Origin of the sequence: Nocardioides daejeonensis (genome assembly GCF_003194585.1) — a bacterium.
Taxonomy (GTDB): domain Bacteria; phylum Actinomycetota; class Actinomycetes; order Propionibacteriales; family Nocardioidaceae; genus Nocardioides; species Nocardioides daejeonensis.
On the sequence record NZ_QHKZ01000008.1, the window covers coordinates 143,833 to 169,206 of the forward strand.

25 protein-coding genes and 1 pseudogene are annotated in these 25,374 nt (G+C 69.5%); 16 read left to right on the plus strand and 10 right to left on the minus strand.

Features of this window, described 5'->3' with window-relative positions:
- From DNK54_RS18625 to DNK54_RS18650, 6 genes are all read left to right on the plus strand, one after another.
- Positions 1-1,191 carry a glycosyltransferase family 4 protein gene (locus DNK54_RS18625; RefSeq protein WP_110208506.1) on the plus strand — a complete coding sequence of 397 codons (1,191 nt, stop codon included), beginning with the start codon at positions 1-3 and terminating at the stop codon, positions 1,189-1,191.
- Positions 1,188-1,853 (plus strand): hypothetical protein, encoded by a 666-nt coding sequence (locus tag DNK54_RS18630; RefSeq protein WP_110208507.1) that lies wholly within the window; start codon positions 1,188-1,190, stop codon positions 1,851-1,853. The genes DNK54_RS18625 and DNK54_RS18630 overlap by 4 nt, the downstream gene beginning before the upstream one ends.
- A 42-nt stretch (positions 1,854-1,895) precedes the next feature.
- Complete coding sequence (locus DNK54_RS18635; protein WP_110208508.1) at positions 1,896-2,795, plus strand: sugar transferase; 900 nt, start codon at positions 1,896-1,898, stop codon at positions 2,793-2,795.
- Positions 2,796-3,152: 357 nt separating this feature from the next.
- A complete protein-coding gene (locus DNK54_RS18640) occupies positions 3,153-3,602 on the plus strand; it encodes a DUF4395 domain-containing protein (protein ID WP_110208509.1) in 450 nt (149 codons plus the stop codon).
- Between the two features lie 30 nt (positions 3,603-3,632).
- On the plus strand, positions 3,633-4,481 hold the full coding sequence (locus DNK54_RS18645) for a sulfurtransferase (protein ID WP_110208510.1): 849 nt from the start codon (positions 3,633-3,635) through the stop codon (positions 4,479-4,481).
- Position 4,482: 1 nt separating this feature from the next.
- Positions 4,483-4,779 (plus strand): DUF1416 domain-containing protein, encoded by a 297-nt coding sequence (locus DNK54_RS18650; RefSeq protein WP_110208511.1) that lies wholly within the window; start codon positions 4,483-4,485, stop codon positions 4,777-4,779.
- A gap of 151 nt (positions 4,780-4,930) precedes the next feature.
- Here the strand turns inward: DNK54_RS18650 and DNK54_RS18655 are convergent, their stop codons facing one another.
- The 5 genes from DNK54_RS18655 to dtd form a co-directional block, all read right to left on the minus strand.
- Positions 4,931-5,872 (minus strand): hypothetical protein, encoded by a 942-nt coding sequence (locus DNK54_RS18655; RefSeq protein ID WP_110208512.1) that lies wholly within the window; start codon positions 5,870-5,872, stop codon positions 4,931-4,933.
- A 156-nt stretch (positions 5,873-6,028) separates the two neighbouring features.
- Positions 6,029-6,952 (minus strand): class I SAM-dependent methyltransferase, encoded by a 924-nt coding sequence (locus tag DNK54_RS18660; RefSeq protein WP_110208513.1) that lies wholly within the window; start codon positions 6,950-6,952, stop codon positions 6,029-6,031.
- Between the two features lie 90 nt (positions 6,953-7,042).
- Positions 7,043-8,428 carry an O-antigen ligase family protein gene (locus DNK54_RS18665; protein WP_110208514.1) on the minus strand — a complete coding sequence of 462 codons (1,386 nt, stop codon included), beginning with the start codon at positions 8,426-8,428 and terminating at the stop codon, positions 7,043-7,045.
- A 12-nt stretch (positions 8,429-8,440) separates the two neighbouring features.
- Entirely contained in the window at positions 8,441-9,814 is a 1,374-nt protein-coding gene (locus DNK54_RS18670; RefSeq protein WP_110208515.1) for a tyrosine-protein kinase domain-containing protein, read from the minus strand.
- A gap of 65 nt (positions 9,815-9,879) precedes the next feature.
- Positions 9,880-10,323 (minus strand): D-aminoacyl-tRNA deacylase, encoded by a 444-nt coding sequence (dtd, locus tag DNK54_RS18675; RefSeq protein ID WP_110208516.1) that lies wholly within the window; start codon positions 10,321-10,323, stop codon positions 9,880-9,882.
- 100 nt (positions 10,324-10,423) lie between these two features.
- On the opposite strand from dtd, the gene DNK54_RS18680 reads away from it, so the two are divergent.
- On the plus strand, positions 10,424-11,263 hold the full coding sequence (locus tag DNK54_RS18680) for a beta-keto acid cleavage family enzyme (RefSeq protein WP_110208517.1): 840 nt from the start codon (positions 10,424-10,426) through the stop codon (positions 11,261-11,263).
- Between the two features lie 57 nt (positions 11,264-11,320).
- The gene (locus DNK54_RS18685; protein ID WP_110208518.1) at positions 11,321-11,899 is read left to right on the plus strand and encodes an arsenate reductase/protein-tyrosine-phosphatase family protein; all 579 of its coding nucleotides are present in this window, start codon (positions 11,321-11,323) and stop codon (positions 11,897-11,899) included.
- On the opposite strand, the gene DNK54_RS18690 is transcribed toward DNK54_RS18685, so the two are convergent.
- Positions 11,893-12,255, minus strand: coding sequence for a DsrE family protein (locus DNK54_RS18690; protein ID WP_110208519.1), 363 nt, complete (start codon positions 12,253-12,255; stop codon positions 11,893-11,895). The genes DNK54_RS18685 and DNK54_RS18690 overlap by 7 nt on opposite strands.
- Before the next feature lie 45 nt (positions 12,256-12,300).
- On the opposite strand from DNK54_RS18690, the gene DNK54_RS18695 reads away from it, so the two are divergent.
- The 4 genes from DNK54_RS18695 to DNK54_RS21175 are packed head-to-tail and all read left to right on the plus strand — an operon-like array spanning position 12,301 to position 15,691.
- Positions 12,301-12,795, plus strand: coding sequence for a heme-binding beta-barrel domain-containing protein (locus DNK54_RS18695; RefSeq protein ID WP_110208520.1), 495 nt, complete (start codon positions 12,301-12,303; stop codon positions 12,793-12,795).
- A gap of 26 nt (positions 12,796-12,821) precedes the next feature.
- Positions 12,822-13,274 (plus strand): Fur family transcriptional regulator, encoded by a 453-nt coding sequence (locus DNK54_RS18700; RefSeq protein WP_239460182.1) that lies wholly within the window; start codon positions 12,822-12,824, stop codon positions 13,272-13,274.
- Positions 13,271-14,230, plus strand: coding sequence for a CAF17-like 4Fe-4S cluster assembly/insertion protein YgfZ (gene ygfZ, locus DNK54_RS18705; protein WP_110208521.1), 960 nt, complete (start codon positions 13,271-13,273; stop codon positions 14,228-14,230). The genes DNK54_RS18700 and ygfZ overlap by 4 nt, the downstream gene beginning before the upstream one ends.
- Before the next feature lie 21 nt (positions 14,231-14,251).
- Positions 14,252-15,691: a HEAT repeat domain-containing protein gene (locus DNK54_RS21175; RefSeq protein ID WP_162602547.1), complete on the plus strand. Its 1,440-nt coding sequence runs from the start codon at positions 14,252-14,254 to the stop codon at positions 15,689-15,691.
- Positions 15,692-15,695: 4 nt separating this feature from the next.
- Here DNK54_RS21175 and DNK54_RS21810 read toward each other — a convergent pair.
- Positions 15,696-15,797, minus strand: a pseudogene (locus tag DNK54_RS21810) (hypothetical protein); the annotation flags it as partial.
- A gap of 128 nt (positions 15,798-15,925) precedes the next feature.
- Between DNK54_RS21810 and DNK54_RS18725 the strand changes: the two are divergent.
- Positions 15,926-16,285: a phosphomannose isomerase type II C-terminal cupin domain gene (locus DNK54_RS18725; RefSeq protein ID WP_110208524.1), complete on the plus strand. Its 360-nt coding sequence runs from the start codon at positions 15,926-15,928 to the stop codon at positions 16,283-16,285.
- 67 nt (positions 16,286-16,352) lie between these two features.
- Here DNK54_RS18725 and DNK54_RS18730 read toward each other — a convergent pair whose 3' ends face one another.
- The 3 genes from DNK54_RS18730 to DNK54_RS18740 form a co-directional block, all read right to left on the minus strand.
- Entirely contained in the window at positions 16,353-17,633 is a 1,281-nt protein-coding gene (locus DNK54_RS18730) for a sulfate adenylyltransferase subunit 1 (protein WP_110208525.1), read from the minus strand.
- The gene (cysD, locus tag DNK54_RS18735) at positions 17,633-18,562 is read right to left on the minus strand and encodes a sulfate adenylyltransferase subunit CysD (protein WP_110208526.1); all 930 of its coding nucleotides are present in this window, start codon (positions 18,560-18,562) and stop codon (positions 17,633-17,635) included. The genes DNK54_RS18730 and cysD overlap by 1 nt, the downstream gene beginning before the upstream one ends.
- 97 nt (positions 18,563-18,659) lie before the next feature.
- Entirely contained in the window at positions 18,660-19,598 is a 939-nt protein-coding gene (locus DNK54_RS18740) for a sulfite exporter TauE/SafE family protein (RefSeq protein WP_110208527.1), read from the minus strand.
- Between the two features lie 240 nt (positions 19,599-19,838).
- On the opposite strand from DNK54_RS18740, the gene DNK54_RS18745 reads away from it, so the two are divergent.
- The 3 genes from DNK54_RS18745 to DNK54_RS18755 are packed head-to-tail and all read left to right on the plus strand — an operon-like array spanning position 19,839 to position 25,116.
- A complete protein-coding gene (locus tag DNK54_RS18745; protein WP_162602548.1) occupies positions 19,839-22,136 on the plus strand; it encodes a sensor histidine kinase in 2,298 nt (765 codons plus the stop codon).
- Positions 22,133-24,439, plus strand: a complete 2,307-nt coding sequence (locus DNK54_RS18750; RefSeq protein ID WP_110208529.1) for an ATP-binding protein — start codon at positions 22,133-22,135, stop codon at positions 24,437-24,439. The genes DNK54_RS18745 and DNK54_RS18750 overlap by 4 nt, the downstream gene beginning before the upstream one ends.
- Positions 24,436-25,116: a response regulator transcription factor gene (locus DNK54_RS18755; RefSeq protein ID WP_110208530.1), complete on the plus strand. Its 681-nt coding sequence runs from the start codon at positions 24,436-24,438 to the stop codon at positions 25,114-25,116. Before DNK54_RS18750 ends, DNK54_RS18755 begins: the two co-directional genes overlap by 4 nt.
- The last annotated feature ends 258 nt before the right edge of the window (positions 25,117-25,374 follow it).

The window sequence follows — 25,374 nt, forward strand, 5'->3', positions numbered from 1 at the left end:
GTGAAGATCCTCGTCCACGACTATTCGGGGCACCCCTTCCAGGTGGAGCTCAGCCGTGAGCTGGCCCGCCGCGGCCACGACGTCACGCACTCCTTCTGCCCGGGCTGGCTCTCGGGCAAGGGTCACCTGGAGGCCGAGCCGGGGGAGACGCTCGTCTTCGACCCGGTCGGGCCGACCAGTCCGATCGAGAAGGACCGTTTCCTGAAGCGACTCCTTCTGGAGCTGTGGGTGGGTGTGGCGCTGCTCCGGCAGGTACGCCGTACCCGCGCCGACGTGGCGATGCTCTCCAACGCGCAGATCCCGTCGTTGGTGGTCTTCGCGCTGGGCATGATGCTGATGCGCCGGCCGTGGGTGCTGTGGCACCAGGACGTGTACGCCGTTGCGATCCGCTCCTTCGCCGGGGCCAAGCTGGGGCGGGGCTTCCGGATCGTCGCCTCGGTCTTCGACGTGGCCGAACGCTGGGTCTCGCACCGTGCTGCTGCGGTGGTGGCGATCGCCGACTCGCTCGTCGGCGTGCACGAGGAGTGGGGCACGGCCGGCAAGGTCACCGTGATTCCCAACTGGGCTCCCGTCGACGAGATCGTTCCTGTCGAGCGCAAGAACGACTGGGCTGTCGAGCACCATCTCACCGACACCTTCACCCTGCTCTACTCCGGCACCCTCGGGCTCAAGCACAACCCGGCGCTGCTCGTGCAGCTCGCCCGCGGCGTACGCGATGCGGGTGCCGACTGCAGGCTGGTCGTGGTGAACACCGGCCCCGCCACCGAGGTGCTGCGTGCCGAGGCGGCTCGGCTCGACGTAGAGATCACCCTGCTGCCTTTCCAGCCCTACGAACGGCTCTCCGAGGTGCTGGGCAGCGGCGACGTGCTGGTGGTGCTCCTGGAGCAGGATGCAGGCGCCTTCTCGGTGCCCTCGAAGACGCTCTCCTATCTGTGCGCAGGGCGCCCTGTGCTCGGCCTGATGCCGGAGGAGAACCTCGCCGCGACGCTCGTCGAACGGGTCGGCGGCATGGTGCTGCCGCCTCAGACGGCGTCGGTTCCGGTCGCCGCTGACTGGCTGGCCCGGCTGGCTCACGACCCGATCGGCCGCGACGACCTGGGCACGACAGCGCGCCGCCTGGCGGAGCGGGAGTTCGCGCTGCCGCAGATCGCCGACCGGTTCGAGGCGATCCTGGCCGGCGTCGCCCGATGAGCCCGGACGCCGGAGGCGCCCCGGTCGTCGTCGGCCCCCGCACTCGGCTGGGTCGCGAGCTCGTCGCCCGTGCCCGGGCGCGAGGGGAGACCGTGGTGGTCATCGCCCGCCACGATCGCGATGTCGCCGCGCTCGAGCAGGAGTACGGAGCCGACCCCGGCGTCCGCATCCGGCTCGCCGGCGACGCGGACCGGGACGCCGCGGCGCGCATCTGGGTCTGTGCCCTCGGACCGGTCCAGTCCGAGGACCGGGTCGATCCGTCCGCCGTCGAGCAGGAGCTGGCCGATCTGGCCGGACTGGTCACGCCCGGAGCGCACGTCGTCCTGGTCTCCACGGTGCTGGTGCTCGCACCGACGCCGGACAGGCGCTACTACGCCGGCTGGAAGTCGCTGGTCGAGGCGCGGGTCAGGACGATCGCGACGGAGCGGGATGCGCACGTCTCGGTGCTGCACCCGGGGCGCCTTGTCGACCGGAACGCACAAAAAAGTCTGAGTGATTTTGTCCACACGCCGTACCCAAAGTTGGCAGGGCTCGTTGAGGCATGCAACAGCACGGGTCCGCTCGTCCGAACTGTGGGGCTGGATGCGCGGATGTGGTTGCTGTTCCGGGGTGCTCGCGTGGCCTCGGTCGCCCTGACCGGCAGGCCCGGGCGAGCGGATTAGTCGGGGGACTGCCAGAGCGTCGTCAAGCACAGGAGTGGGTTAGTGGGCAAGAAGCGATTCTTCGACCTGTTCGTAACCCTGGCGAGCGCCGTGGTCTGGGTGCCGGTGGTACTGACCGCCGCGCTTGCCGTGCTCGTCCTGGAGGGTCGACCGGTCTTCTACCGCTCGACCCGCCGTGTCTCCTCCGGGCCGGCCATCCAAGTGGTGAAGTTCCGCACGATGGTGCGCAACGCCGCCGAGATCGCCAACCGCGAGACGGTGCCGGTCGACGGCTCCACCCGCTTCCTCAACATCCCGGGCGACTCGCCGCTCTACACCGGCATCGGTCGGCTGCTGGAGAAGGTCGCGCTCACCGAGCTGCCACAGTTCCGGCACGTACTCCGCGGCGAGATGAGCATCGTCGGCAACCGTCCGCTGCCGCAGAACGTGGTCGACTGCCTGCTCGAGGAGTTCCCCGACGCCGAGGATCGGTTCGTCACCCCTGCCGGCCTCACCGGCCCGTCACAGCTCGTGGGCCGGGACTTCCTCTCCGACGAGGACCGGCTCGCCCTCGAGGGCGCCTACTGTCGTGGCGCGGAGCGCAACTACTCGTTCCGGCTCGACTTCCTGATCCTTCTCTACACCGTGCTCGTCGTGCTGCGCCTCCGCAAGGGATTCACGCCTGCGGAGGTCATCGCGCTGGTCGAGCGCTACACCGGTGCCACGGCGCCGGTGAGTGTGGGTGTGTCTCCGGCTCCGGCACCTGCTGCCGTCCCGGTCGTCGTGCCCGTCGCTCCGCTCGCGGCCCCGGTCCTCGCCTCCGTCGCGCCCAGCGTCTCCGAGGTGCTTCCGGGTGTCGTGCAGGAGGTCCCATCGATCGTCGCCGAGATCCCCGGGCAGCGTGATCGCACGCGCGAGGGGGCCACGCCGCGGCGGCTTCCGGCTTCGGTCGCGCAGGGCTGATCGCCGAAACGTGACGCCGGTAGCGCTCGCTGGAGCCGTCGGCGCTGCCGCATGCCCTGAGTCCATCTCATGATGTGATCACTAGTCTCGTCATGTGAGACGTCGATTTCTGGCCCTCCGGTGCCGGATGTACCGTGGTCCACATGTTCACGACCATGCTGACCAAGCGCCGCGCAGTGGATCACTGCCGCACGCGCTCGGCGCTGTGTCGAATGTCCTGACGGGACCTCCCCCGCAATCGTTGCGGCCGCTGATCTGACAGCGCCCGCGCCGGCCTCATGCCGGTCTGCGTGGTGGTGCGTCCCGTGCCCCGTGAGGGCAGCGAGGAAGACATCCAAGCCAGGACCGGAGAGATCGATGAACCAGCAGCATGGGCTCGACCCGCGCGGCCCCCGCTTCACCGCGGCGGTCACGACGGTGGTGCTTGCCGCCGTGCTCCTGCTGCCCACCGGTGCTGCCACGGCGCTGCTCGCGGTGCAGACGGTGCTCTTCGCCTGGGGCGCGCTGCGTGGCGTGCAGCACACGCCCCTGGCCTGGGTGTTCCGTACGGTGATCCGTCCGCGCCTGGCAGCGCCCGAGACGCTCGAGGACCCGCGGCCTCCGCGGTTCGCGCAGAGCGTGGGCCTCGCCTTCGCCGTGGTCGGCCTGATCGGCCATCTCGGCGGGGTACTCCTGCTCGGCCAGGTCGCTGTGGGCCTCGCTCTCGTCGCCGCCCTCCTCAACGCGGTCACCGGCTTCTGCCTGGGCTGCGAGCTCTATCTGATCGGCAAGCGACTCACGACCCCGCGGGTCGCCGCCACCAACTGAAACGTCACAAGGAACAAGGAAAGAGGAACCATGAGCCGCGAGAACGTGCTCGTCAGCGCCCAGTGGGTCGAGGACAACCTGAACACCCCGGGCATCGTCGTCATCGAGGTGGACGAAGACACCACCGCCTACGACAAGGGCCACATCCGTGGGGCGATCAAGCTCGACTGGACCACCGACCTGCAGGACCAGGTCCGTCGTGACTTCGTCAACAAGGCGGGCTTCGAGGCGCTCCTCTCCGAGCGTGGCGTCAGCAACGACGACACCGTGGTCCTCTACGGCGGCAACAACAACTGGTTCGCCGCCTACGCCTACTGGTACTTCAAGCTCTACGGTCACCAGGACGTCAAGCTTCTCGACGGCGGTCGCAAGAAGTGGGAGCTCGACTCCCGCGAGCTGACCGACGAGCTGCCGGCCCGCGAGAAGACCAGCTACACCGCTCAGGAGCAGGACTCCTCCATCCGCGCCTTCCGCGACGAGGTCGTCAACGCGATCGGCGTGCAGAACATCGTCGACGTGCGTAGCCCCGACGAGTACGCCGGCCGCTTGCTTGCCCCGGCCCACCTCCCGCAGGAGCAGTCGCAGCGCGCCGGTCACGTGCCCACCTCGGTCAACGTGCCGTGGAGCAAGAACGCCAACGACGACGGCACCTTCAAGTCCGACGACGAGCTCAAGGCGCTGTACGCCGAGGTCGGCTTCGACGAGGGCAAGGACACGATCGCGCTGTGCCGCATCGGCGAGCGCTCCTCGCTGACCTGGTTCGTGCTCAAGGAGCTCCTCGGGCAGGAGAACGTCAAGAACTACGACGGCTCCTGGACCGAGTACGGCTCGCTCGTCGGCGTGCCGGTCGTCCTGGGCGACGAGCCCGGGGAGGCCTGACATGTGCGGCGCGGTTGAGGGCGGCCTGTCGCTCGACGGAGTCAACGTGGCCAAGGAGGCCGTCGTCCAGGGTCAGGTGACCCGGGGCGGCGAGCCGGTCGGCAACGCCTACGTGCGACTGCTCGACCGTACCGGAGAGTTCACCGCAGAGGTGCCCACCTCTGCCACCGGTCACTTCCGGTTCTTCGCCGGCGACGGCGAGTGGACCCTGCGCACCCTGGCCCCCAAGGCCGATGTGGTGGACCGCAAGGTGCTCGCGCAGACCGGGCAGGTTGCCGAGGTCGCCATCGCGATCTGAGCCTGAGGCTCCGCTGAGCGCGAGACCACCACGGTGGTCTCGCGCTCAGCGCTTTTCGGGGCGCCAGCACGCAACCGACGGGTGCACATGCACCCGTCGTATCGCAGTCGGGGCGAAAGGCTCGACCAAGGGGTGTATGTGCATCGCCTGGTCAGCCGAAGTGTTTGCGCCACTGGTCGGAGGGGCGTGCGGGGACCCCGGGCACTCCGCATTGTTTCATGGCACGCCAGGCTGTCGTGACGACGCGGCTCGGGGTTCGGTGCAGGTTCTTGCTGGTGACCTGGACAGTGCGCCAGCCGTCGATATTGCTCTCCTCCAGCCGGTCAAGGTCCTTCTCCCAGTTCGCCGCCACCTCGATATGGTGACGTCCCTGCGCTTCGAAGGCGAGCCGCTGGTCGGGGAGGGCAAGGTCGTGGCGGCGCCGTAGCTCGCCGGTGGTGCTGCGGAGCTCGTAGTTGGTGACGGGCTCGGGGAGTCCGGCGAGGACGAGGAGGAGCCGAAGCTTCCTCTCCAAGGGAGAGTCAACTCTGTCTCGCACCAACGCCGCAGCTGCGCGGGCGTGGGAGCGGCCCGGGAGCGGGGAGTTTCGCGACAGCAGCTCCAGGCGTGTGCGGGTGCTTAGGCTGTGCCGCACCAAGTGATCGCCGACGATGACAAGCTCCACCAAGGTCAGCATCGAGGCGAGTTCGGCGAAGGTGCGCTCGGGTGAGGAGACCGGCAGGCCGTGCAGCTCCATGACCGACGCGCGAGGTGCGACGTGGCAGATCAATCCGCTGCGTCGCCGCCGTTGGTTCGGCTCGGAGACGCTCACATGCTCATCGGGCAGGCGCGGAATCGGTAGGCCATGCAGGCGCGCCGCGCTGGCATGGCTCAGGTGGCTTTCCCCCGGGCCGAACACCTTCAGGGCGGCGCGCGCCATCAGCTCGTCGGTGACCGTCGCCTCTGCAGCGACGTGCACTCCGCGTAGCAGCTGCTTGTAGCGCGACGACTTCAGGTGGTGCAACGGCACCCCAGCGCGCAGCGCCTCGGCGCGCACGAACGGTTGCCGTGGATCGAACTCCGAGCTCTGGCCGCGTGGCGAAGAGTTGCGCATGCTCCGAGGATGCACCGTGCTGCGGGTGCGGTGCGGAGTCTTTCCACAGGGCTGACTCGGCCGGCGAGGCGGTCGCGGCCCGGGTGCACATGCACCCGATGTCACGCAGTTGAGAAGAAGCGATCGGCTAACGGGTGCATGTGCACCGGGTACCGCTCAGCGCTTGCGGGCGTAGACGTCGAGCACGATCCGCGGGACCGGCCCGTACTTGATCGCCAGATCCACCACCCGACTGGTACGCCGCGCCAACGGCACCGGCACCCCGAGCGACTGCATGTAGAGGGTCGAGTTGAGGCTGTAGCGGGCACGAGGCCGGATCTCGACGACATCGAAGCCGTGACGTTCCAACAGCACCTGCATGCTCCGCTTGGTGTGCAGCTGCCAGTGGTGGGAGGCGACCCGGCGATCGACCACCCGAGAGACCCGGCCGCGGGTGGCCCGAAGCAGCGAGAGCGCGATCTCGTCGGCCGCCGTCCAGTGCGGTGTCTGCAGGAACATGGTGCCGCCCGGCCGCAGCAGCGCCCGGCAGTTGCGCAGTGTCTGGTCGACGTCGTCGGTGTGCACCAGCACGCACCACATGGTCAGCGCGTCGTGCACCGGCTCCAGGTCGAGCTCGGAGAGGTCGCCGAGTGCCAGGTCGTAGCCGTAGCGATCAGCCGCCAGCTGCACGGCGCCGGCATGCACCTCGTTGCCGGCGACCTCGAAGCCGTACTCCTCGGCCAGCCGTAGGAAGGCACCGTCCCCGGCGCCGACGTCGTACAGCCGGGGTGAGGCGGTGCTGCTGGCCATCTCCCGGAGCCGTGCGATGGTGTCGCTCCAGGCGGACTCCACGATCCCGATCCGCTTGCCATCGGCGTACCCGCTGTACTCGGAGGCGAGCTGCTGCCGGGCGGCGGCGTCGGTGTCGGAGGCGTGCTGGGTCGAGACGAACTGGTCACGCTCGGCCCAGAACCGGAGGCGGCACGCGCGGCAGGTGACCACGGTGCGGCCGGAGCTGAGTGAGGTGGGGTGCTGGGCAACCTGGCTCGACCCGCAGCCAGGGCAGGTCGGAGCCGCGATCGTTGCGTGGGTGGCTGTCACCGTCGATCTCCTGCACCGTCTACTTCTCCGGGTTCGGCGGAAGTGCGCCGAAACCGCCTCAGCGTACCCAGCACTCGTCCCTGCGCGACACTATCGCCTCGGACGCAGGAGTGGTGGGGCGAAGATCGGGGTCTGCGTGGGTGAGTCGACCGGCCGGTCGGCTCGGCGCTTGCCCCCCGCCGTCGCGGGCTCCGGCTCGGGGCCGGGCACCAGGTCTCCCGGCTCGCCGCCGCGGACCCGCAGGACATCGGCGGAGAGAACGAAGGCCAGCGCGATCGGCACCCAGATGTAGCGATCCCAGACGACGCTGGTCAGGGGCGCGACCATGGCATAGCTGACCGCGGGATAGGCGAGGCGGTTGAGCGGTTTGGGGGCGAGCAGCAGCTGCAGGGCGGCCGCGCCGATCAGGGCGAGGAACGCGGCCAGGCCGAAGACCCCCATCGCGAAGGCCATCTGGAGATAGACGTTGTGACCGAGCACCGACTCCTCGAACCCGTGGCCGATGAACGGACGCTGGAGGAAGCCGTCCCAGTAGTGCCGGAAGAGCTGCTCCCGGGCCAGGTCGGAGTTGCTCGACACCTCGCCGCCGAGCAGTCGGTCGAGGGCAGATCCGCTCCCCATCGGGATCCGGTCGGCGACGACCAGCAGCGCGGCAGCGCTGCCGATCAGCCACCCGGCGGCCTTCGCCGACCGCTCCACGACCGGGAAGGCCAGGGCGAGCGCGCCGGCGACCACCAGGGCCGCCCGGCTGCCGCTGAACCACACCACGCCGAGGGAGGCCGCCCCGGCCAGGTACCAGGCCCAGTGCCAGATCGGCTTGACCTGACTGATCATGAAGACGATCAGGCCGGTGGCGAAGAGGCCGGTCAGGCCGTAGACGTTGGGGTGCTCGGTGAAGCCGATGAAGCGCCCGCCGGGCCGGTCCCCGCGGGCGACGCCGCCGACCAGGCTGATCATCATGCCGAGCACGTACGCCGTCGCGAGAGCCTGCACGATGCGCAGGTTGGGGCGCCACAGCATGAAGACGAGCGGCAGGATGAGGACGCCGGCCACGAAGCGGGCCTGGAAGTTGAGGCTGGTCAGTGGGTCGTCGGCGGCCATGGACGCGACCAAGCCGATGCCGAGGCAGAGCAACGCGGTGACCGAGAAGCCCGGTGGCAGGTGCACGTTGCGTTGGAGGATCGTGGGCAGCAGCAGCAGGAAGCCGACCGAGTAGAAGAGGTCGGTGCCGGTGACGAAGGTCGCCCCCGGCACCACCAGCGCGCTCATCGGTGCGAGCATCGTGCCGAGCACGACGAAGCCGACCCCTGCGCGCTCCGGCCCGGCGATCACGATCACACAGATCACGAGGGCTGCGACGATGCCCAGGACGCACAGGACCAGCGAGTCCCGAGCCACCAGCAGCAGGGCCGCGGTCAGCACGATGGCCAGGGCCCAGGGGAAGGCGGCGCCGAGGAGCCGGCCGAGCAGACGCACGTCGGCTCCGGCCTACTTCTTGTCGCTGAGGTTCAGCAGCTGCTCGTCCTCGTAGTAGTAATAGCTGTAACCCTCGCGGGCCCGACGCGGCACCATGTTGACCACGACGCCGAAGAGGCGGGCCCCGACGGTCTCGAAGCGCGCGGCGGCGCCGGCCAGCTCTTCCTCGGTGGTCTTGCCGTGTCGGCAGATCAGCAGTGCGCCGTCGGCGGCGTGGGCGAGGATCGCGGCGTCGGCGACCGGCAGCAGCGGTGGCGCATCGATGATCACGATGTCGTACATCTCCCGCACCCGCTGGATCAGCGCGCGGGTGGCGGCGGCCTGGAGCACCTCGGTCGGGTTGGGTGGGATCGGACCACCGGCGAGGAACGACAGTCCGGTGGGCTGGTGGATCTGGATGCTCTCCGCCAGCGTCGACTTGCCGACCAGCACCGTGGTCAGGCCGACCCGCGACTCGAGGCCGAGAAGGTCGGCGATCCGGGGACGCCGCAGGTCGCCGTCGAGAAGCAGGACCCGTTTGCCTGCCTGGGCGAGCGCCACGGCGAGGTTGGTCGACGTGCTGGTCTTGCCTTCGCCAGGCACCGGGCTGGAGATCACCAGGCACTTGGGCTGCTCGTCGAGGTCGAGGTACTGCAGGTTGGTGCGCAGCAGCCGGAACGCCTCCGCGCGGGGCGAGAAGCCGTGGACGTCGCTCAGCAGTGGTTGGCGCTGCACCGACTTGTCGAAGGCGACGCTTGCCATGACCGGCGCGCCTGCCACCCGGGAGACGTCCTCGAAGGACTTCAGCGTGTGATCCAGGATGTCGCGCACGATGGCGAGCGCGATGCCGAGCAACAGGCCGATCACACCGGCCGCGGCGAAGTTGAGCAGCAACTTCGGGCTGGACGGCTTGTCGTCGTACGTCGCCTCGTTGGTGATCGTGGTGGTGATCTGCGAGCGCTCCTGGCCGCGGGGCGTCTCGATCTCGCGGATGTACTCGGCCAGCACCTCGGACTCAGCGGCCGCGATCTGCTGGGCCAGTTCGGGGGTGTCGGCGTGGGCCTTCACCGTGAGGATCACCGAGGTCGCCTCGGCCTCGGCGCTCACGGCTCCAGCGAGGTCGTCGGGGGCGTTGTCGCCGAGCTTCGCGGCGACCTGCCTGAGCACCTGCTCGTGGTCGGCGAGCTCGGCGTAGGAGGTGATCCGGGTCTGCACGAAGTAGGAGGCGCCCACGGTCTCGGTGATCGACTGCGAGTCGGCGGAGACGAAGATCTTCGCCTCCGACTCGTACTGCGTGTCCATCACGACGAAGGAGACGAGGCTGGCGATCCCGAGAGCGACCACCAACATGGCCACGATCGTGACCCAGCGACGTTGGAGAGTCCGTGCCAGTTGCTTGAAATCCACGCTGTACCTTCAGGGGCGAGTCGAAAATCGTTGGCCGCGGAGTCAACGATGCGGCGATGCGTTGGTTATCCCGTCCGCTCCGCCTCGGCTGCCTCCAGGAGGAGCGTAGTCGGCCCGTCGTTCACCAGGGCGACAGACATGTCGGCGCCGAAGATTCCGCGTTCCACGGTGACGCCCAGCGCGGTCAGCTCGGCACAGAACGCCTCGTAGAGGGGCTCGCTGACGGGCCCGGGCGCTGCTGCCTGCCAGGTGGGTCGCCGTCCCTTGCGGGCGTCGCCGTAGAGCGTGAACTGGCTGACCACCAGCACCGGCGCCCCGACGTCCCCGACCGAGCGCTCCTCGCGGAGGATGCGTACGTCACGCACCTTGCGAGCCAGCCACCGCACCTGTGCGGGACCGTCGGTGTGCGTGACGCCGAGAAGCACCACGAGGCCCGGCCCGATGGACGCGATGGTGCGCCCCTCGACGGTGACCGAGGCCTCCGAGACCCGCTGCAGCACCGCGCGCATTCGTTCCACCTCCCTCGCGGCCCTAGACCGTGTTGGTAAACGCCGTGCGTTGACCAACACGGCCTAGCCGCGGTCGGCCACAGTCTGCCACCATCCGAGGATGGGAGAGCTCCTCATCACCGTTGCCCCGACCGGCGCCGAGACGACCAAGGAGGCGTGCCCGCAGCTGCCGACCACGCTGGCCGAGCTGGTCACGGCGGCCCGCGAGTCGCAGGAGGCGGGCGCGGCGATGGTGCACGTGCACATCCGCGACGACGCGCACCGGCCGACACTGGAGCCGGCCCGGCTGGCGGAGACGGTGGTCGCGCTGCGCGCCGAGACGGACCTGGTCGTGCAGTTGTCGACGGGAGGCTCGGTGCACGACCCGCTGGCCGAGCGGCTGCACGTGCTGGAGGCAGCCCCCGACTCCTGCTCCCTGACGATGGGCACCACGAACTTCGGTGACGACGTCTTCGCCAACCCGTGGCCGTTCATCGTCGACCTCTACCAACTGAGCCGTGAACGGCAGGTGGTACCCGAGTTCGAGCTCTTCGACCTCGGCCATGTCGCGGCCCTGACGAGGCTGCTTGCGCAGGAGGGCCTGCCCTATGGCGGTCGCGTGCACGTCGATCTGGTGATGGGTGTGCCTGGCGGCATGCCGGGCACGGCGGACGCCCTGGTCGCTGCCGTCGCCGCTCTTCCTGCCGAGGTCACCAGCTGGTCGGCCACCGGCATCGGGAGAAGCACGCTTCCGGTCGCCTTCGCCGCGCTGGCGAAGGGCGGGCACCTGCGGGTCGGGATGGAGGACGTGCTGACGTTGGCCCGCGGCGTGCCGGTCGAGCGCAACAGTCAGCTGGTCGAGCGGGCCGTGACCCTCGGGCGGCTTGCGCAGCGCGAGCCGATGTCGCCCGCAGCTGCTCACGCGCTGCTCAACACCGCGCGCCACCAGGGAGCCGCCTGAGTACGGGCGATACCGCCCACCCGTGAGCGTGCCCCGGCCGATCTCTAGGCTGAGGGCGTGCGTCACACCCTTCTCTTCGTCTGCATCGGCAACGTGTGCCGGTCGCCGCTCGCGGAGCGCCTGCTCCGGATGCGGTTGACCGAGCGGCACGTCGGCGAGCTCTACGAGGTGGGCTCGGCCGGTGTACGCGCGATGGTGGGTCGCCCGATGCATCCGGAGGCGGCGCGCACCCTGGAGGCGCGTGGCGGCGTACCGGACGGCTTCCTGGCCCACCAGTGCACGCCCTCAGTCGTGCAGCTCTCCGACGTGGTGCTGACCGCGACGCGTTCGGTCCGTTCGACGGTCCTGGAAGAGTCGCCGCGGGCGTTGCCACGGACCTTCACGATCACGGAGTTCGCCACCCTCGCCGAGGCCGCGCTTCCCGACCTGCCGCCGGCGCGGCGAGAGCTGGCGGCCGTGGTGGAGGCTGCTGCGGCACTACGCGGCACCGTGCCGGTGCCGGAGCTCGACGTCCGGGACCCGATCGGGCGTTCCGCCGCGGTCTTCGACGCGGTCGCCGAACAGGTCGACGAGTCCGTGCTGCGGATCGCCGACGTGCTCGCCGGGCTCCGGGCCGTCAGCGGGCCGCGTCAGTAGACGAGCGCCTGGACGCCCTCGCGCAGGCTCTCCTCGACGAACGCCGCGGCACCCGCGATGCGGACCCCGGGCAGCAGCTCCTCCGGAGCGATGTCACGCCGCTCCGCACACTGACTGCACACCGTCACGGTGCCGGTGCCGAGCACCGTGTCGCGCAGGTCTGCCAGCGGGGTCGCCAGAGGGAGCGAGAACTCCTCGGCCTTGCCCGCTACGCCGAACCAGGCCGCCTCGCCGGCGAGCCAGAGGCTCACCTCGACGCCGGACGCCGCGGCGAGAGCCGCCACGTTGAACGCCTGGTTGCACCGCTCGGCGTCGTCCGCACCGCAGGTCACCTTCACCACGAGAGCTCGGCTCATACACAGAAACCTACGCCGACGGGTGATCTCGATAAACTCGGGCCCATGCCGTTCGAGCTCCCTGACAACCTCCACCCCGACTGCGCGCCGATCGCCTGGATGCTGGGCACCTGGCGCGGCAACGGGCATGGCGACTACCCGACGATCGAGAGCTTCCAGTTCGGCCAAGAGCTGATCTTCGCCCACGACGGCCGACCATTCTTCCACTACATGGCCCGATCCTGGATCGTGGACGCCGAGGGCGCCAAGGTCCGCGATGCTGCGATCGAGACGGGTTTCCTGCGCTGCCGTCCTGAGGGCAAGGTCGAGATGCTGCTGACGCACTCCAGCGGCTTCGCCGAGATCTGGTACGGCACGGCCGGTGAGGCCAAGATGGAGGTAGCCACCGACGCGGTGGTGCGCACCGAGTCCGCCAAGGAGGTCACGGCCGGGCACCGGCTCTACGGCTACGTCGAGGGCGATCTGCTCTATGCCTACGACATGGCCGCGATGGGCCAGGCGCTGCAGCCGCACCTGTGGGCGCGGCTCAAGCGACAGTAGCGAGACGGAGTGAGGAGTCAGATGCCGTGACCGAGTTCGCCGACCGGCTGCACCGCAGCGGCCGCAGGATGACGCCGCAGCGTGAGCTGATCCTCCGGGCCGTCGACCGGCTTGGGCACGCCACGCCGGACGAGGTGCATGCCGAGGTCCGCAAGGAGTCGGCAGCCGTCAACCTCTCGACCGTCTATCGCAACCTGGAGGTGCTCGAGGAGCTCGGCCTGGTCCGGCATGCGCATCTGAGCGACCGGTCGCCGACCTATCACTCCATCTCCGACCACGAGCACTTCCACCTGATCTGTCGCAACTGCGGCCGGGTCGACTCGGTGGATCCCGTGCTGCTGGTGCCGCTGGTGGAGGGCTTGGGGCGCGAATACGGGTTCGTGCCCGACGTCGGCCACCTCACGGTCTTCGGGGCCTGCGTCTCCTGCCCCGAGCACGCGGGAGAGCACACCCACGAGCGACGTACGCTGGAGCAATGAGGAGCCCGCTTCTTGACCTGCCTGGCGCTGTCGCCGGCGACGCCCCCGACTCCGACGTGGCCGGCCACTACGGATCGTTCAACCTGGAGCAGCGGGCGCTGGAGGGCGGCGAGGGGTTCGTCGACCTCTCACATCGCGACGTGGTGCGGATCTCCGGACCCGACCGGCTCGACCTGCTGCACAACCTCTCCACCCAGCACCGTGACGTCCTCGCCGCCGGTGCGCCGACCGGGTTCCTCATCCTCAGCCCTCAAGGGCACGTCGAGCACGCCGTGTTCGGCTCCGACGACGGCGAGGCTTTCGTGGGGCACCTCGAACCCGGCGCGGGAGCTGGGCTGGTCGACTTCCTGAGCCGGATGCGGTTCATGATGCAGGTGGAGATCGAGGAGGTCACCGCCGAGTTGGCGACCGCCTGGCGACCGGCCAAGCGCGGGGGTGGCCCCTTCGACGGCTACGAGTTCGTGCCGCGGGACCGCCTGGCGGCGTACGCCGAGGCGGCCGGCCCAGCGGCTGGCACGTGGGCCTTCGAGGCCCTGCGCATCGCCCGCGGCGAGGCCCGGTTCGGGATCGACACCGATCACCGCACGATCCCCAACGAGGTCGGCTGGATCGGCAGCGCGGTGCATCTCGACAAGGGCTGCTACCGCGGCCAGGAGACGGTGGCGCGGGTGCACACGCTCGGTCGCCCGCCTCGCCGGTTGGTGCTCCTGCACCTCGACGGCTCGGAGAACAGGCTTCCAGCCCGTGGCGCCGAGATCGCTCACGATGGGCGGACGGTCGGCTTCGTCGGCTCGTCGGCACGGCACCACGAACTGGGTCCGATCGGACTGGCCTTGATCAAGCGCAACGTCCCGGTGGATGCGGCGCTCAGCGTCGACGGCATCGCGGCCGCCCAGGAGGTCGTCGTGGATCCTGAGGTGGGCCTGCACGTCCGGCCCGGTCGTCCGCGCGGCTGACCGACTCGCCAGGCTGCACGGATGGACGCCCCATCTCTCGGAGTCCTGCCGGGGGAGGTCGACGACCCGCCGTGGGAGTCGTGGCTGGCCTGGCTGGTCGCAGCCTGGTCACGCAACGGCGTGACCACGGTCGGCTCGCTGCCCGAGGAACTGCCGCCGACCGGTGCCGACCTGCGTCGTGCCGAGGCCGTCCACGGGCTGCCGCGAGGCCATCTTGCCTCGCTCGCCGACTACCTGCGGCTTGCCGTCGGCGACCCCGCTGCGAAGCGACCGAGCGGGCTGGTGAGTGTCGCGACCGGGGACGACATCGCGGTGGTGGCTGCTCGCGGTCTGGCGGGGGAGGCGAGCGCGCACGACTGGCTGCGCCTCGGCTGGTCGGCGTACACCGCTCCGGCGCCGTTGTGGACGCTGGAGCAGAGCGAAGAGCTTCTCCGCCAGCTCCTCCTGGCGCTGCCGCGCGGTGTCCGACAGCACTACCGGACCCAGCGAACGGCTGCGATCTTGCTGGCGCGTGCGCCGTGGCTGGCCACGCCGATGCTGCGGCTGGTCCGCGAACACGTAGGGGTCCCCGGGTCTCCGGTGGCCTCCGAGGCGGTCGGCCTGCTGGTGGACCTCCCCGACCCGGCTGCCCATGATCTGCTTCTGGACTCCCTGGAGCGCGCCGCCAGCCCGGAAGAGCTGAACCATCCGGCGTGGATCTGTGCACAGCTGCTCGAACGTGGCGCGCTCTCGGCGGAGCGGCGGGACCGGCTCAGTGTGATCGTGCTGACCTGGTGGCGACGGAACCGGACGGTCGTCGTGCAGGAGATGGCCGAGCTCGTCCAGGCCCTGCCTGCGGGACTCGGCCTGGCCCTGGCACGGGCGCTGCCCGAGGCCGCGGCCGTGGGACCGTACGACGTCGCTGCCGACCAGGTGGAGGTCGCGACGACGTTGGTCTGTGATCAGGTGCGCGCGCAGGGGCTGGTCACCGTGCGTCCAGGCAGCGGTGGGGTCACCTCCTTGGTCGGGGCCGCGTTGTCGCGGCGGAGCGCCGAGCGTCGCTATCTCTCCGGGCATGTGCTGTCGGCCTCCCCTTATGGTCGGGCGACGGCCGACGGACTGCTCGACCTGCTGGCCGACGGGACGGGGCCGGCGTTGCTGCGCCAGCGCGCCGCCAGGCTCGTCGTGCACCTGGCGCACGAGTCGCATCGACTGCGGATCCATGGCCTGTTGGAGGATCCGGACCAGCGGGTGCGCAGTGCCCTCGTGCGGGCACTGGCTCAGATCGCGCCCGACCCGGTCACCGACCAGCTCCTGCGAGCCATGACGCCCGGCCCGGAGAGTGCGCTGGGACATACGTGGGTCGGCGCGCTGGGTATGACCGCGTCGCCCGGCCTGCGTCTGCTTGCCACGGGGACCGGACCGGCATGGCAGCGCGACGCGGCGCGCTGGTGGATCGCTGCGGGACCGGCGATCCGCTGAACCGTCAGGGTGCGGCGTCCGGCGGCTCTTCCAGGAAGCCGATCGTAGGAACGAAGAACAGCGCTCCCGTGACGGCGGTCGAGAAGTCGAGGATCCGGTCGCGGCTGCCCTCCGGGGTGGGGCGGAAACTCTCCGGTGTGGGGAAGGTCGGCGAAGACGGCCCACCGGCGTGCTCGCCCGGCTACAGTGCACCTGTCCTGTTGTACGACCGGATCAGACGGAGTGGATCGACCGATGACGCTTGACTCCGCCACCCGCCCCTGGGGCTCGTGGCACGTGCTTGACGAGAGCCAGGGCTACAAGGTCAAGCGGATCCATGTGAAGTCCGGGCAGCGGCTCAGCTACCAGACCCACCGGCACCGTTCCGAGCACTGGGTGGTGATCTTCGGCATCGCCACCTGCGTGGTGGATGGCAAGACGATCGTGGTCGGTCCAGGGGAGTCGATCGACGTGCCTACCGGCGCCGCGCACCGGATCACCAACGAGCATGCGGAGGAGCTCGTGATCATCGAGGTGCAGCACGGTGCCTACACCGGCGAGGACGACATCTGCCGCCTCGAGGACGACTACGGCCGTCAGGACGAGTCGGCCTGATCCCACCCGCGGAACGCGACGAGGGGCCTCGACAGAGTCGGGGCCCCTCGTCGTGCGGTCTCGGCGATCAGCCGTTGATCATGCCAGCACCGACGGTCACGCCGGTCGCCTCGTCGATCAGGATGAACGAGCCGGTGGTGCGGTTCTTCGAGTAGGGATCGGCCAGCAGCGGCACGGTCACCCGCAGCTGGACGCGACCGATCTCGTTGAGCCCGAGTTCGCCGGCCTCCTGGTCACGGTGCAGCGTGTTGATGTCCAGGCGGTACTGGATGTCCTTGACCAGGACCCGGCCGGTACGGGTGGTGTGCTTGATGGCGAGCTTCTGCCGCGGCTTGAGCGGCGCAGTCGTCATCCAGCAGACCATGGCGTCGATGTCCTGGGTCGGCGTCGGTGCGTTGTTGACGCGCGCGATCATGTCGCCGCGCGAGACGTCGACGTCGTCCTCGAGGCGCACTGTCACCGACATGGGCGGGAACGCCTGGTCGACCTCGGTGTCGAAGAGGTCGATGCCGGCGATCTTGGAGGTCATCCCCGAGGGGAGGACGACGACCTCGTCGCCCTTCTTGAGCACGCCACCGGCGACCCGGCCGGCGTAGCCACGGTAGTCGTGGTGCTCATCGGACTTGGGGCGGACGACGTACTGCACCGGGAAACGGACGTCGATCATGTCGCGGTCGGAGGCAACGTGGACGTGCTCGAGGTGGTGCATCAGGCTCGGGCCCTCGTACCAGTCCATGTTCTCGCTGCGGTTCACCACGTTGTCACCGGCCAGGGCCGAGATCGGGATGATCTGCAGGTCGGGGATGTTGAGCTTGGTGGCGAACGAGGTGAACTCGGCGTGGATCTTCTTGAAGATCTCCTGGTCGTAGCCGACCAGGTCCATCTTGTTGACGCAGAGCACCAGGTGCGGCACACGCAGCAGGGAGAGCAGCACCGCGTGGCGGCGCGACTGCTCGGTCAGCCCGTTGCGGGCGTCGACGAGCACCAGGCCGAGGTCGGCGGTGGAAGCGCCGGTGACCATGTTGCGCGTGTACTGGATGTGGCCGGGCGTGTCGGCGATGATGAACTTGCGCGTCGGCGTCGCGAAGTAGCGGTAGGCGACGTCGATGGTGATGCCCTGCTCGCGCTCGCTCCGCAGACCGTCGGTCAGCAGCGAGAGGTCGACGTAGTCGTCTCCACGCGACTCCGAGGTGCGCTCCACGGCCTCGATCTGGTCCTCGAAGATCGACTTCGAGTCATAGAGGAGTCGGCCGATGAGGGTCGACTTGCCGTCGTCCACGCTGCCCGCGGTGGCGAAGCGGAGCAGGTCCATGGGCTTCTTGGCAGCGTCGGTAGCTGGGGTGGCCATCAGAAGTAGCCCTCCTTCTTGCGGTCCTCCATGGCAGCCTCGGAGAACCGGTCGTCGCCGCGCGTGGCGCCACGCTCGGTCAGGCGGGCCATGGAGATCTCGTCGATGATCTCGTCGAGCGTTGCCGCCGTTGATTCCACACACCCGGTGAGGGTGATGTCGCCGCACGTACGGAAGCGGACGGTGCGCTCGGAGGCGACCTCACCCTCACGCATCGGGTTGAGCGGCGTCTCGGTCATCAGCATGTTGTCGCGCTCGAAGACGCGACGCTGGTGGGCGAAGTAGATCGACGGGATCTCGATGCCCTCGCGTCGGATGTAGTCCCACACGTCGAGCTCGGTCCAGTTGGAGATCGGGAAGATCCGCATGTGCTCGCCGGCGTGCAGGCGCCCGTTGTAGAGGCTCCAGAGCTCGGGGCGCTGGTTCTTCGGGTCCCACTGACCGAACTCGTCGCGGTGGGAGTAGACGCGCTCCTTGGCGCGGGCCTTCTCCTCGTCGCGACGACCGCCACCGAAGGCGGCCGTGAAGCCGTTCTCCTCGATGGCGTTGAGCAGGGTGCCGATCTGCAGGCGGTTGCGGCTCGTCTTGCCGTCGTCGACCACGATGCCGTTGGCGATCGCGTCGTCGATGGAGGCGACCACGAGCTTCACGCCGAGCCGGTTGACCCACCGGTCGCGGGTCTCGATGACCTCGGGGAAGTCCAGGCCCGTGTCGATCTGCATGATCGGGAACGGGATCTTCGCCGGGTAGAACGCCTTCTCTGCCAGCCGCAGCATGACGATGGAGTCCTTGCCGCCGGAGAACATCAGGACCGGCTTCTCGAACTCGGCTGCGACCTCACGGAAGATGTGGATCGACTCCGCTTCCAACTGGTCGAGCTGGCTCAGCTGGTAGTCGGCATGAGTGGCTACCGTGTCTGGCTCTGCCATGTTTCTTCAGGACCTTCCTCGTGACAGCAGCCGCCATGGTATCCGCCGACAGGTCGGGCGACTGCTTCGGTCCACGTCGGCGAGGGTCTGTGCTCGGCTACTTCCGCTCGCTGCGTGGCACGCGCCAGGCGCCGCTGTTGTTGTCGAAGGCGGGAACTCCGCGGGTCTGCCGGACGAATCCCCACACCAGGGGGCCAAGCAGCAGCATGGCGGCGCCGATCATCCCCACTGCCTCAGGACTCACTCCGAGGAGCTTGAGGCCGGTCAGGGAGAGCACGATCACGATCCCGCGTCGGATCACCGACTGGCTGACCCAGTGGGCCATCCGTGCGCCGAGGAAGGTGCCTGGGATGCCGCCGATCACCAGGGGGATCAGCACCTCCCAGTCGACGCCGCTGACGATCACGTGCCCGATCGCCGCGGCCAGCACCAGGGGGACCGCCTGCACCAGGTCGGTGCCGACCAGCTTCACCGCGGAGAGGGTCGGGTAGAGCAGCAGCAGCGCGACCATGATCAGGGAGCCGGAACCGACGGAGGTCACGCCGACGAGCAGCCCGCCGACCATGCCGACGACGAGGGTGGGGAAGGGGTGGATCACGACCTTGTCGCTGGGTGCTTCGTTCCCGCTGGTCACCATGCGCAGCTGCAGATACATGCGCAGCGTGTACGTAGCCGCCGTGAACAGCAGCGCTACGCCGATCGCGTGCTTGACGAACTCCTCCTGCTCCTGCGCGGCGCCGAAGTGGTCGATGATGAACGCGCCGGCGAACGCGAACGGCACCGAGCCCATGATGAGGAGGCCCGCGAGCTTGAGGTTCGGGGAGCCGTGCTTCCAGTGCACTCCAGCGCCGACGCTCTTGGTGATGGAGGCGGAGACCAGGTCGTTGGCGACCGCGGCGGTCGGGTTGATGCCGAGGAAGATCAGCGCCGGCGTCATCAGTGCTCCGCCGCCCATCCCGGTCAGCCCGACCACGATGCCCACGCCGAAGGAGACCGCGAGCACGGCAAGCGCGGCCGTGGTGAAGATGTCGGGCACCTACCCGTCTCCTTAGTGCAGTGAATTGATAGTGATAAGTGATTCAGTGGAGGCTATCGCTCCTCTCGATCATCGACCAATTCCTGCCCTGCGAAGGGAGGCGGCAGCGTGTCGGATCGGTCGGTGCGCATGAGCCTTTTGGGCTGGACGGCCCCTTTTCTCCGGCGCCCGCCCTACGATGAGCGGCGAGCAAAGAAGCCGACTGCGTCTCCGGACGGGTGCGGGGAAGGAGGACGCGCGGTGGATCGCCAGGGCCTGCCGCGGCGCCTTCTCGAGGATCCGCGCGGCGGTCACACGGGGTGGGCCGGCACCGCCCTGGAGAGCGCGGTCGAGCGGGTGGTCGCGATCGGCATGCTCGTCTGGCAGGTCCCCATGGTGGCGACGAGTCTCGCGCTGGACGATCCCGTGCGCCGGGCGCTGTTGGTCGCGGCCCACGGCTCGGTCGCCCTCCTCCTGGTGCTGGCGCTGCGTCGTACGGCTCCGTTGGAGGCAGCGATCGTGGCCGTCTACCCGGTCTTCGTCCTCGACTGGTGGGCGAGCCCCTCCGTCGCGACGCCCCTCCTCTTCGCTGCCTGTTGGATGATGAACCTGAACCACGGCGCGGCCGGTCTGGCGCTCCGTGGGCGCCGTGCCTTTCTCCTCCCGCTCGGCGCAGCGTTGCTCGTCCCGCTGGCGATGGTGCTGAGCCGTCCGGAGCGCCCGATCGCGGAGCTGCCTCTCTCGGTCTTCGTCACCACGGTGTCGATCGCGGTCGTCGTGCGGCTGGGCTTCGGCGCGCTCTGGAGCTATCTGCACGAGGCGGACGGCGAGGCGGAGGCGGCAGAGCGGGAGGAGCGCGCGCTTGCCGAGGCGCGGGCGGCGAGCCGAGAGGCCGCGGAGGACGCACGGATGCTGCACGACACCGTCATCAACACGCTGGGCGCCATCGCCAACGGCGGAGCGTCGGTGCGTGACGTCAGCGAGGTGCGGGCCCGCTGTGCGCGCGACGTGACCGTGGCAGGCGTGCTCGAGACCGGAGGAACGCATCGGACCGCGTGGGCGGACGCCGTACGTCATCCGGCTATCACCGTCCTGCGCACGGGAGAAGCCGACGAGGTCGTGGAGCAGCACCTGGAGCTGCTGCCTGCTGACGTATCGCGCGCTTGGATCGGCATGGTGGCGGAGCTGGTGCAGAACGCCGCCAAGCACTCCGGTGCCGACGAGGTGACGGTCGATGTGCGCTTGGCGGTGCCGGGGCTGACGGTGGCGGTGAGCGACGACGGTCGCGGGTTCGATGGCCAGGCTCCGGCCGGACGCGGACTGGCCGAGTCCGTCCTGGCTCGCGCCGCTGCGACGGGACTCGAGGTCGAGCTCGTCACCCGGCCTGGAGACGGCACACGCGTCACTATCGCCCAGCGCCACGCCGACGCCGCTCGGAGGAACGCCGCGGGCTGGTCCCTCTCCACGCCGGACTTCGCTCGGGTGATGTCGTCGGTACGACGCCGCGCGGCCTGGCTGTGGTCGGTCGGCCTGATCGCCGTCGGCGTCGTCCTGGCGGTCAGCAATCACCACGGTGAGCTCAACCACGAGTACACGATGGTCGCGATCGATGCTCTGGCCTGTCTGATCGCCTGGCGGAGCACCCGTGGCGGACGCCGCCTGCCCTGGTGGGGCGTCTGTCTGCTCGCGATCCTGGCGGGCCTCGCGTTCCTGGCGAGTGCCGCGGCCGTCGGCCTGGGGCAGAGCGCCCCGGTCCGGTGGCAGGCGCTGGGAGCCACCGGACCACTTGTCTTGCTGATCGCCCTTGCCGGGCGCCGCGGACTGCTGACCGGCAGCCTTGCCGTGGTCGTCACCGCAGGAGCCGCTGCGGCGTACGTGGCTCCGGAGTCCCGGGCGGCTGCCGCGATCGTGCTGCTCGCTGCTGCGGTCGCGGTCTGGTTCCCCTGGGGCTGGTTCCGCTTCCACGTCACCGTGGCGCGCATCGGCGCCCGCGCCGCCGCCGACCAGCGCCGCCGCCATCTTGCCCAGATCGACGCGGCGATCACCCGGGCCGCCGCCGAGTCTCGAGCCCGGTGGCGCGCCGCAGGACTGCATCGCTCCCTGGAGCTTCTGCGCGAGATGGCCGGTGGCGTCCGCGAGCCCACGGACCCCCAGGTCCGACAGGCATGCGGTGAGGAGGAGTTCCATCTGCGACAGCTGATCCGGCTGGATCCGGACCTGGTGCGGATGGGTCTGTGGCTGGTGCGTGCGCTCAGCCTTGCCCGGCAGCGCGACGTTCATCTCGTCGTACGCACCGGTTCGAGGGACCTGGACACCGAGTCGGCGGACCGTGCCGGTCGGCTGCTGCTGGCAGCGGTGCAGGCGACACCGGCGGGGGAGAGCCTCACCGTGACCCTCTTCGAGGGCGCCGACGGCATGCGTTTGACTCTCGTCGCGCCTCATCCACATCTACTGCAGCTCCAGCAACCGCTCCCGGAGGCGCCGGGAGCCGTCCACACGTTGGGGGACCAGGACTTTGTCGAGTTGATGTTCGAGCCTGCTCAGGAGCAGGCAGCATGATGCGCAGCCTGAGTGCGACGGTTCTTCGGCGACTCGTGGAGGACCCACGGCGCGGGGCAAGCGGATGGGCCTCGAGGGCGCTGGACAGAGCCATTGACCGTGTCGCCATCCGGGTGCTTCTCGGCAGTCAGTTCCTCATGATCGCCGCCGGCGCGATGGCCGGCGCCGAGACCCTTCGGACCGTCCTCGTGTTGATCGCCCACGGCGTACTCGCCGTTGTCGCGGCCGGAGTGCTGCGCGAGAAGCTCCCCCTGGTGGTCTTGGTCGCCATCAGCTACCCCTGCTTCGTCATCGACTGGTGGGCAGCGCCAACACTGGAGTCGCCACTGCTGTTCGCAGCCTGCTGGATGGTCATCCTGGTGAATGCGTCCAGCGGGGTACTCGTACGGGGTCGGCGCGCCTTCCTCGTCCCCGTCGTCGGATCTCTGCTCACTCCGGTAGCCATGCTGGTGACACGTCCGGAGCGGCAGTTCGCCGAGGTCCCCATGTCGTTCGCGGTCACGGGACTCTCGGTAGCCGTGGTGGTCCGCTTGGGCTACGGGGTGCTCTGGGGCTACGTCCGGCAGGCGGATGCTGCGGCCGAGGCGGCCGAACGGGAGGAACGCTTGCTGGCCGCGACGCGTGCAGCCAGTCGCGAAGCTGCCGAGGATGCTCGAACGCTGCACGACACGGTGATCAATACTCTCGGTGCCATTGCCAGCGGCGGAGCCGCCTTGAGCAACCCGGCCGAGGTGCGTGCGCGGTGCGCGCGCGACATCGAGGCCGTGGGCATCCTGAGCCAAGGAGGCCAACCGCCGGTGGCCTGGGAGAACCTGCTGCAGCAGCCAGGGATCACCGTCGTCCGTACTGGGCTGTCTCAAGTCGAGCTCGACTCCTATCTGGCGGCCCAGGGGCCTGAGGCGTCGCGGGCCCTGGGCGGCATCGTCGCCGAGCTTGTGCAGAACGCTGCGAAGCACTCGGGCGCAGACCGGGTGACGGTCGACGTAGGCCGCACGGACGCCAGACTCGTCGTCACCGTGCGTGACCAAGGCCGCGGCTTCGACGGACAGGTCCCGCCCGGGCGGGGATTGGCGTTGTCGGTGCTGGGGCGCGCGAGTGCTGCCGGTTTGGCGGTCGACATCCGAACGGCACCTGGGAAGGGGACCGCGGTGCGGATCCTCCATGCACCGGCCGGCCCGGAGGAGGGGGACGGCGGGGTGATGCCGCTCCCCGGCATCGAGCCGGTGATGGCCGGCGTCCGGCGAGGGGCCGCGTGGCTCTGGGCGACGGGGCTCATCCTGGTCGGAATTGTGCTTGCGATCAGCAACCACCACGGCCGTCCCACCCATGAGTTCACCATGGTCGGTATCGACGCGTTCTCCTGTGTCCTCGCGTGGGTTGCGACGCGCCGTGGGCGCCGGTTGGGCAAGGCCGGGACGGCAGTGTTGGCGGTTGCCGGCGCAGCCGCGTTTCTCGCCACTGCCGTGGCAGTCGGATACGGTCTCGAGGCGCCGGTTCGCTGGCAGGCGTTGGGTGCCACCGGCCCCTTGGTCCTCCTGGTTGCACTCGCGGGGCGACGGGGGCTGGCTGCGGGCGGGATGGCGGTGGCCGCCACGAGCGTCGGTACCGCCCTGTTCGTTGCAGGTCAGTCATGGCAGGCCGCGGCCATCGTGATGATGGCTGGCGCCATCTCCGTCGGCTTCCCGGTGGGCTGGTACGGCTTTCAGGTCGCGCTTGCCCGGATCGGCGCGGCGGCCGCCGCGGATCAGCGCCGTAATCACCTTGCGCAGGTCGATGCGGCGGTGACGCGCTCGGCAGCCGAATCCCGCGCCCGATGGCGTGCCGCGGGGTTGCACCGCTCGCTGAGCATCCTGCGGGAGATCGCCGCCGGCTCCCGACAGCCTGACGATCCCGCAGTCCGACGGGCCTGCGGCAACGAGGAGTTCCATCTGAGGCAGCTCGTCCGGCTGGACCCCGACCTGGTGAGGATGGGGCGGTGGTTGGTGCGCGCGCTCAGCCTGGCTCGAGAGCGAGACGTGCAACTCGTCGTACGTACCGGTTCGAGCGACCTGAACCTCGCACAGGCGGATCGGGCCGGCCGGATGCTGTTGGCGGCAGTTGCAGCGGCCCCGACCGGCCAGTCCGTGACGATGACCCTCTTCGATGACCCAGCCGGAATGCGGTTGACGCTGGTCGCGCCACACCCTCACCTCCTGGGGTTGACGGATCTCCAGAGCGCACCGCAAGGCGTGCATACCCTGGGCGACCAGGACTTTGTCGAGTTGATGTTCGAGCGGGAACAGGTAGGAGCGAGGGCGGCATGATCCCTGGAAGCGCGGTGGGCGGGACCGAGACCCGAGGCATACGCCGGGTGGCGATCGTGGAGGACCACCTGCTGCAGCGGCGGCGTACCGAGGAGATCGTCCGGGAACAGCAGGGGTTGCTCCCCGTATGGAGCGGCGAGTCGTTGCTGCGCCTGCGCGACTGGCTGGCACACGCGCCGCGGGCGAATCACCCCCACCTCGTGGTGCTCGACCTCCAGGTGGACCGCGGGCCGAACGTGGACCCCGACGACGTCCGGGCCCTGTCGGCTGCCGGGATCCGCGTGCTCGTGGTCTCAGCACTCGCCTCGCCCGAGCTGGTCCGCCAGGTGCTGCGCGCCGGCGTGGGTGGCGTCGTCGGCAAGCGGGACTCGGAGAGCGATCTGGTCGGCGCCATCTGGACCGTCCTCGGCGGCGGCCACTGGCTCACCCCCGAGCTCGCCAGCGTCATCGCCGGTGACCCGAACCGTCCGGTGCTCAGCGACCAGGAGGAGCGGGCCCTCGCCCTCTACGCCTCCGGCCTCACCATGGACGCCGTCGCCCAAGCCCTCGGCGTCCAGCCCGACACCGCCAAGAAGTACATCGGCCGGGTCAAGGCCAAGTACGCCGCCGCCGGCGAACCCGTGCGTACCAAGATCGACCTCAACACGGTCGCCAAGCGCGACGGCTACCTGGCCTGACTCCCTTCCCCGCCCGGGCGAGGAAGGGGGCACCTGGTGGCCGTAGCTACGCACACCAGGCTCCAGTCTTTCCACGGCAGGTACGCCGCACGGGCACCTCGTGCTTGAGCAGGGACGCGCCGGTCCCGCGAGGCAGGAGCGACGGACCTCCGATCGGGGGTCAATTCGCCTGCTCCCCGCGTGAACCGGCTACGTGGGCGTGTCGCTTCCTTCTAGCCTCCGGCCGACGGCAGTGTTCGGTGGAGAGGCGGGACGGTG

Excerpts from the sequence above, each read along its gene's own strand:
- DNK54_RS18640 (WP_110208509.1), top strand. The coding sequence starts at position 3,153 with ATGAACCAGCAGCATGGGCTCGACCCGCGCGGCCCCCGCTTCACCGCG.
- cysD (WP_110208526.1), bottom strand. The coding sequence starts at position 18,562 with ATGGCAGAGCCAGACACGGTAGCCACTCATGCCGACTACCAGCTGAGC.
- dtd (WP_110208516.1), bottom strand. The coding sequence starts at position 10,323 with ATGCGCGCGGTGCTGCAGCGGGTCTCGGAGGCCTCGGTCACCGTCGAG.
- DNK54_RS18730 (WP_110208525.1), bottom strand. The coding sequence starts at position 17,633 with ATGGCCACCCCAGCTACCGACGCTGCCAAGAAGCCCATGGACCTGCTC.
- DNK54_RS18650 (WP_110208511.1), top strand. The coding sequence starts at position 4,483 with ATGTGCGGCGCGGTTGAGGGCGGCCTGTCGCTCGACGGAGTCAACGTG.
- DNK54_RS18645 (WP_110208510.1), top strand. The coding sequence starts at position 3,633 with ATGAGCCGCGAGAACGTGCTCGTCAGCGCCCAGTGGGTCGAGGACAAC.
- DNK54_RS21175 (WP_162602547.1), top strand. The coding sequence starts at position 14,252 with ATGGACGCCCCATCTCTCGGAGTCCTGCCGGGGGAGGTCGACGACCCG.
- DNK54_RS18655 (WP_110208512.1), bottom strand. The coding sequence starts at position 5,872 with ATGCGCAACTCTTCGCCACGCGGCCAGAGCTCGGAGTTCGATCCACGG.
- DNK54_RS18750 (WP_110208529.1), top strand. The coding sequence starts at position 22,133 with ATGATGCGCAGCCTGAGTGCGACGGTTCTTCGGCGACTCGTGGAGGAC.
- DNK54_RS18755 (WP_110208530.1), top strand. The coding sequence starts at position 24,436 with ATGATCCCTGGAAGCGCGGTGGGCGGGACCGAGACCCGAGGCATACGC.
- DNK54_RS18695 (WP_110208520.1), top strand. The coding sequence starts at position 12,301 with ATGCCGTTCGAGCTCCCTGACAACCTCCACCCCGACTGCGCGCCGATC.
- DNK54_RS18630 (WP_110208507.1), top strand. The coding sequence starts at position 1,188 with ATGAGCCCGGACGCCGGAGGCGCCCCGGTCGTCGTCGGCCCCCGCACT.
- DNK54_RS18725 (WP_110208524.1), top strand. The coding sequence starts at position 15,926 with ATGACGCTTGACTCCGCCACCCGCCCCTGGGGCTCGTGGCACGTGCTT.
- DNK54_RS18690 (WP_110208519.1), bottom strand. The coding sequence starts at position 12,255 with ATGAGCCGAGCTCTCGTGGTGAAGGTGACCTGCGGTGCGGACGACGCC.
- DNK54_RS18680 (WP_110208517.1), top strand. The coding sequence starts at position 10,424 with ATGGGAGAGCTCCTCATCACCGTTGCCCCGACCGGCGCCGAGACGACC.
- ygfZ (WP_110208521.1), top strand. The coding sequence starts at position 13,271 with ATGAGGAGCCCGCTTCTTGACCTGCCTGGCGCTGTCGCCGGCGACGCC.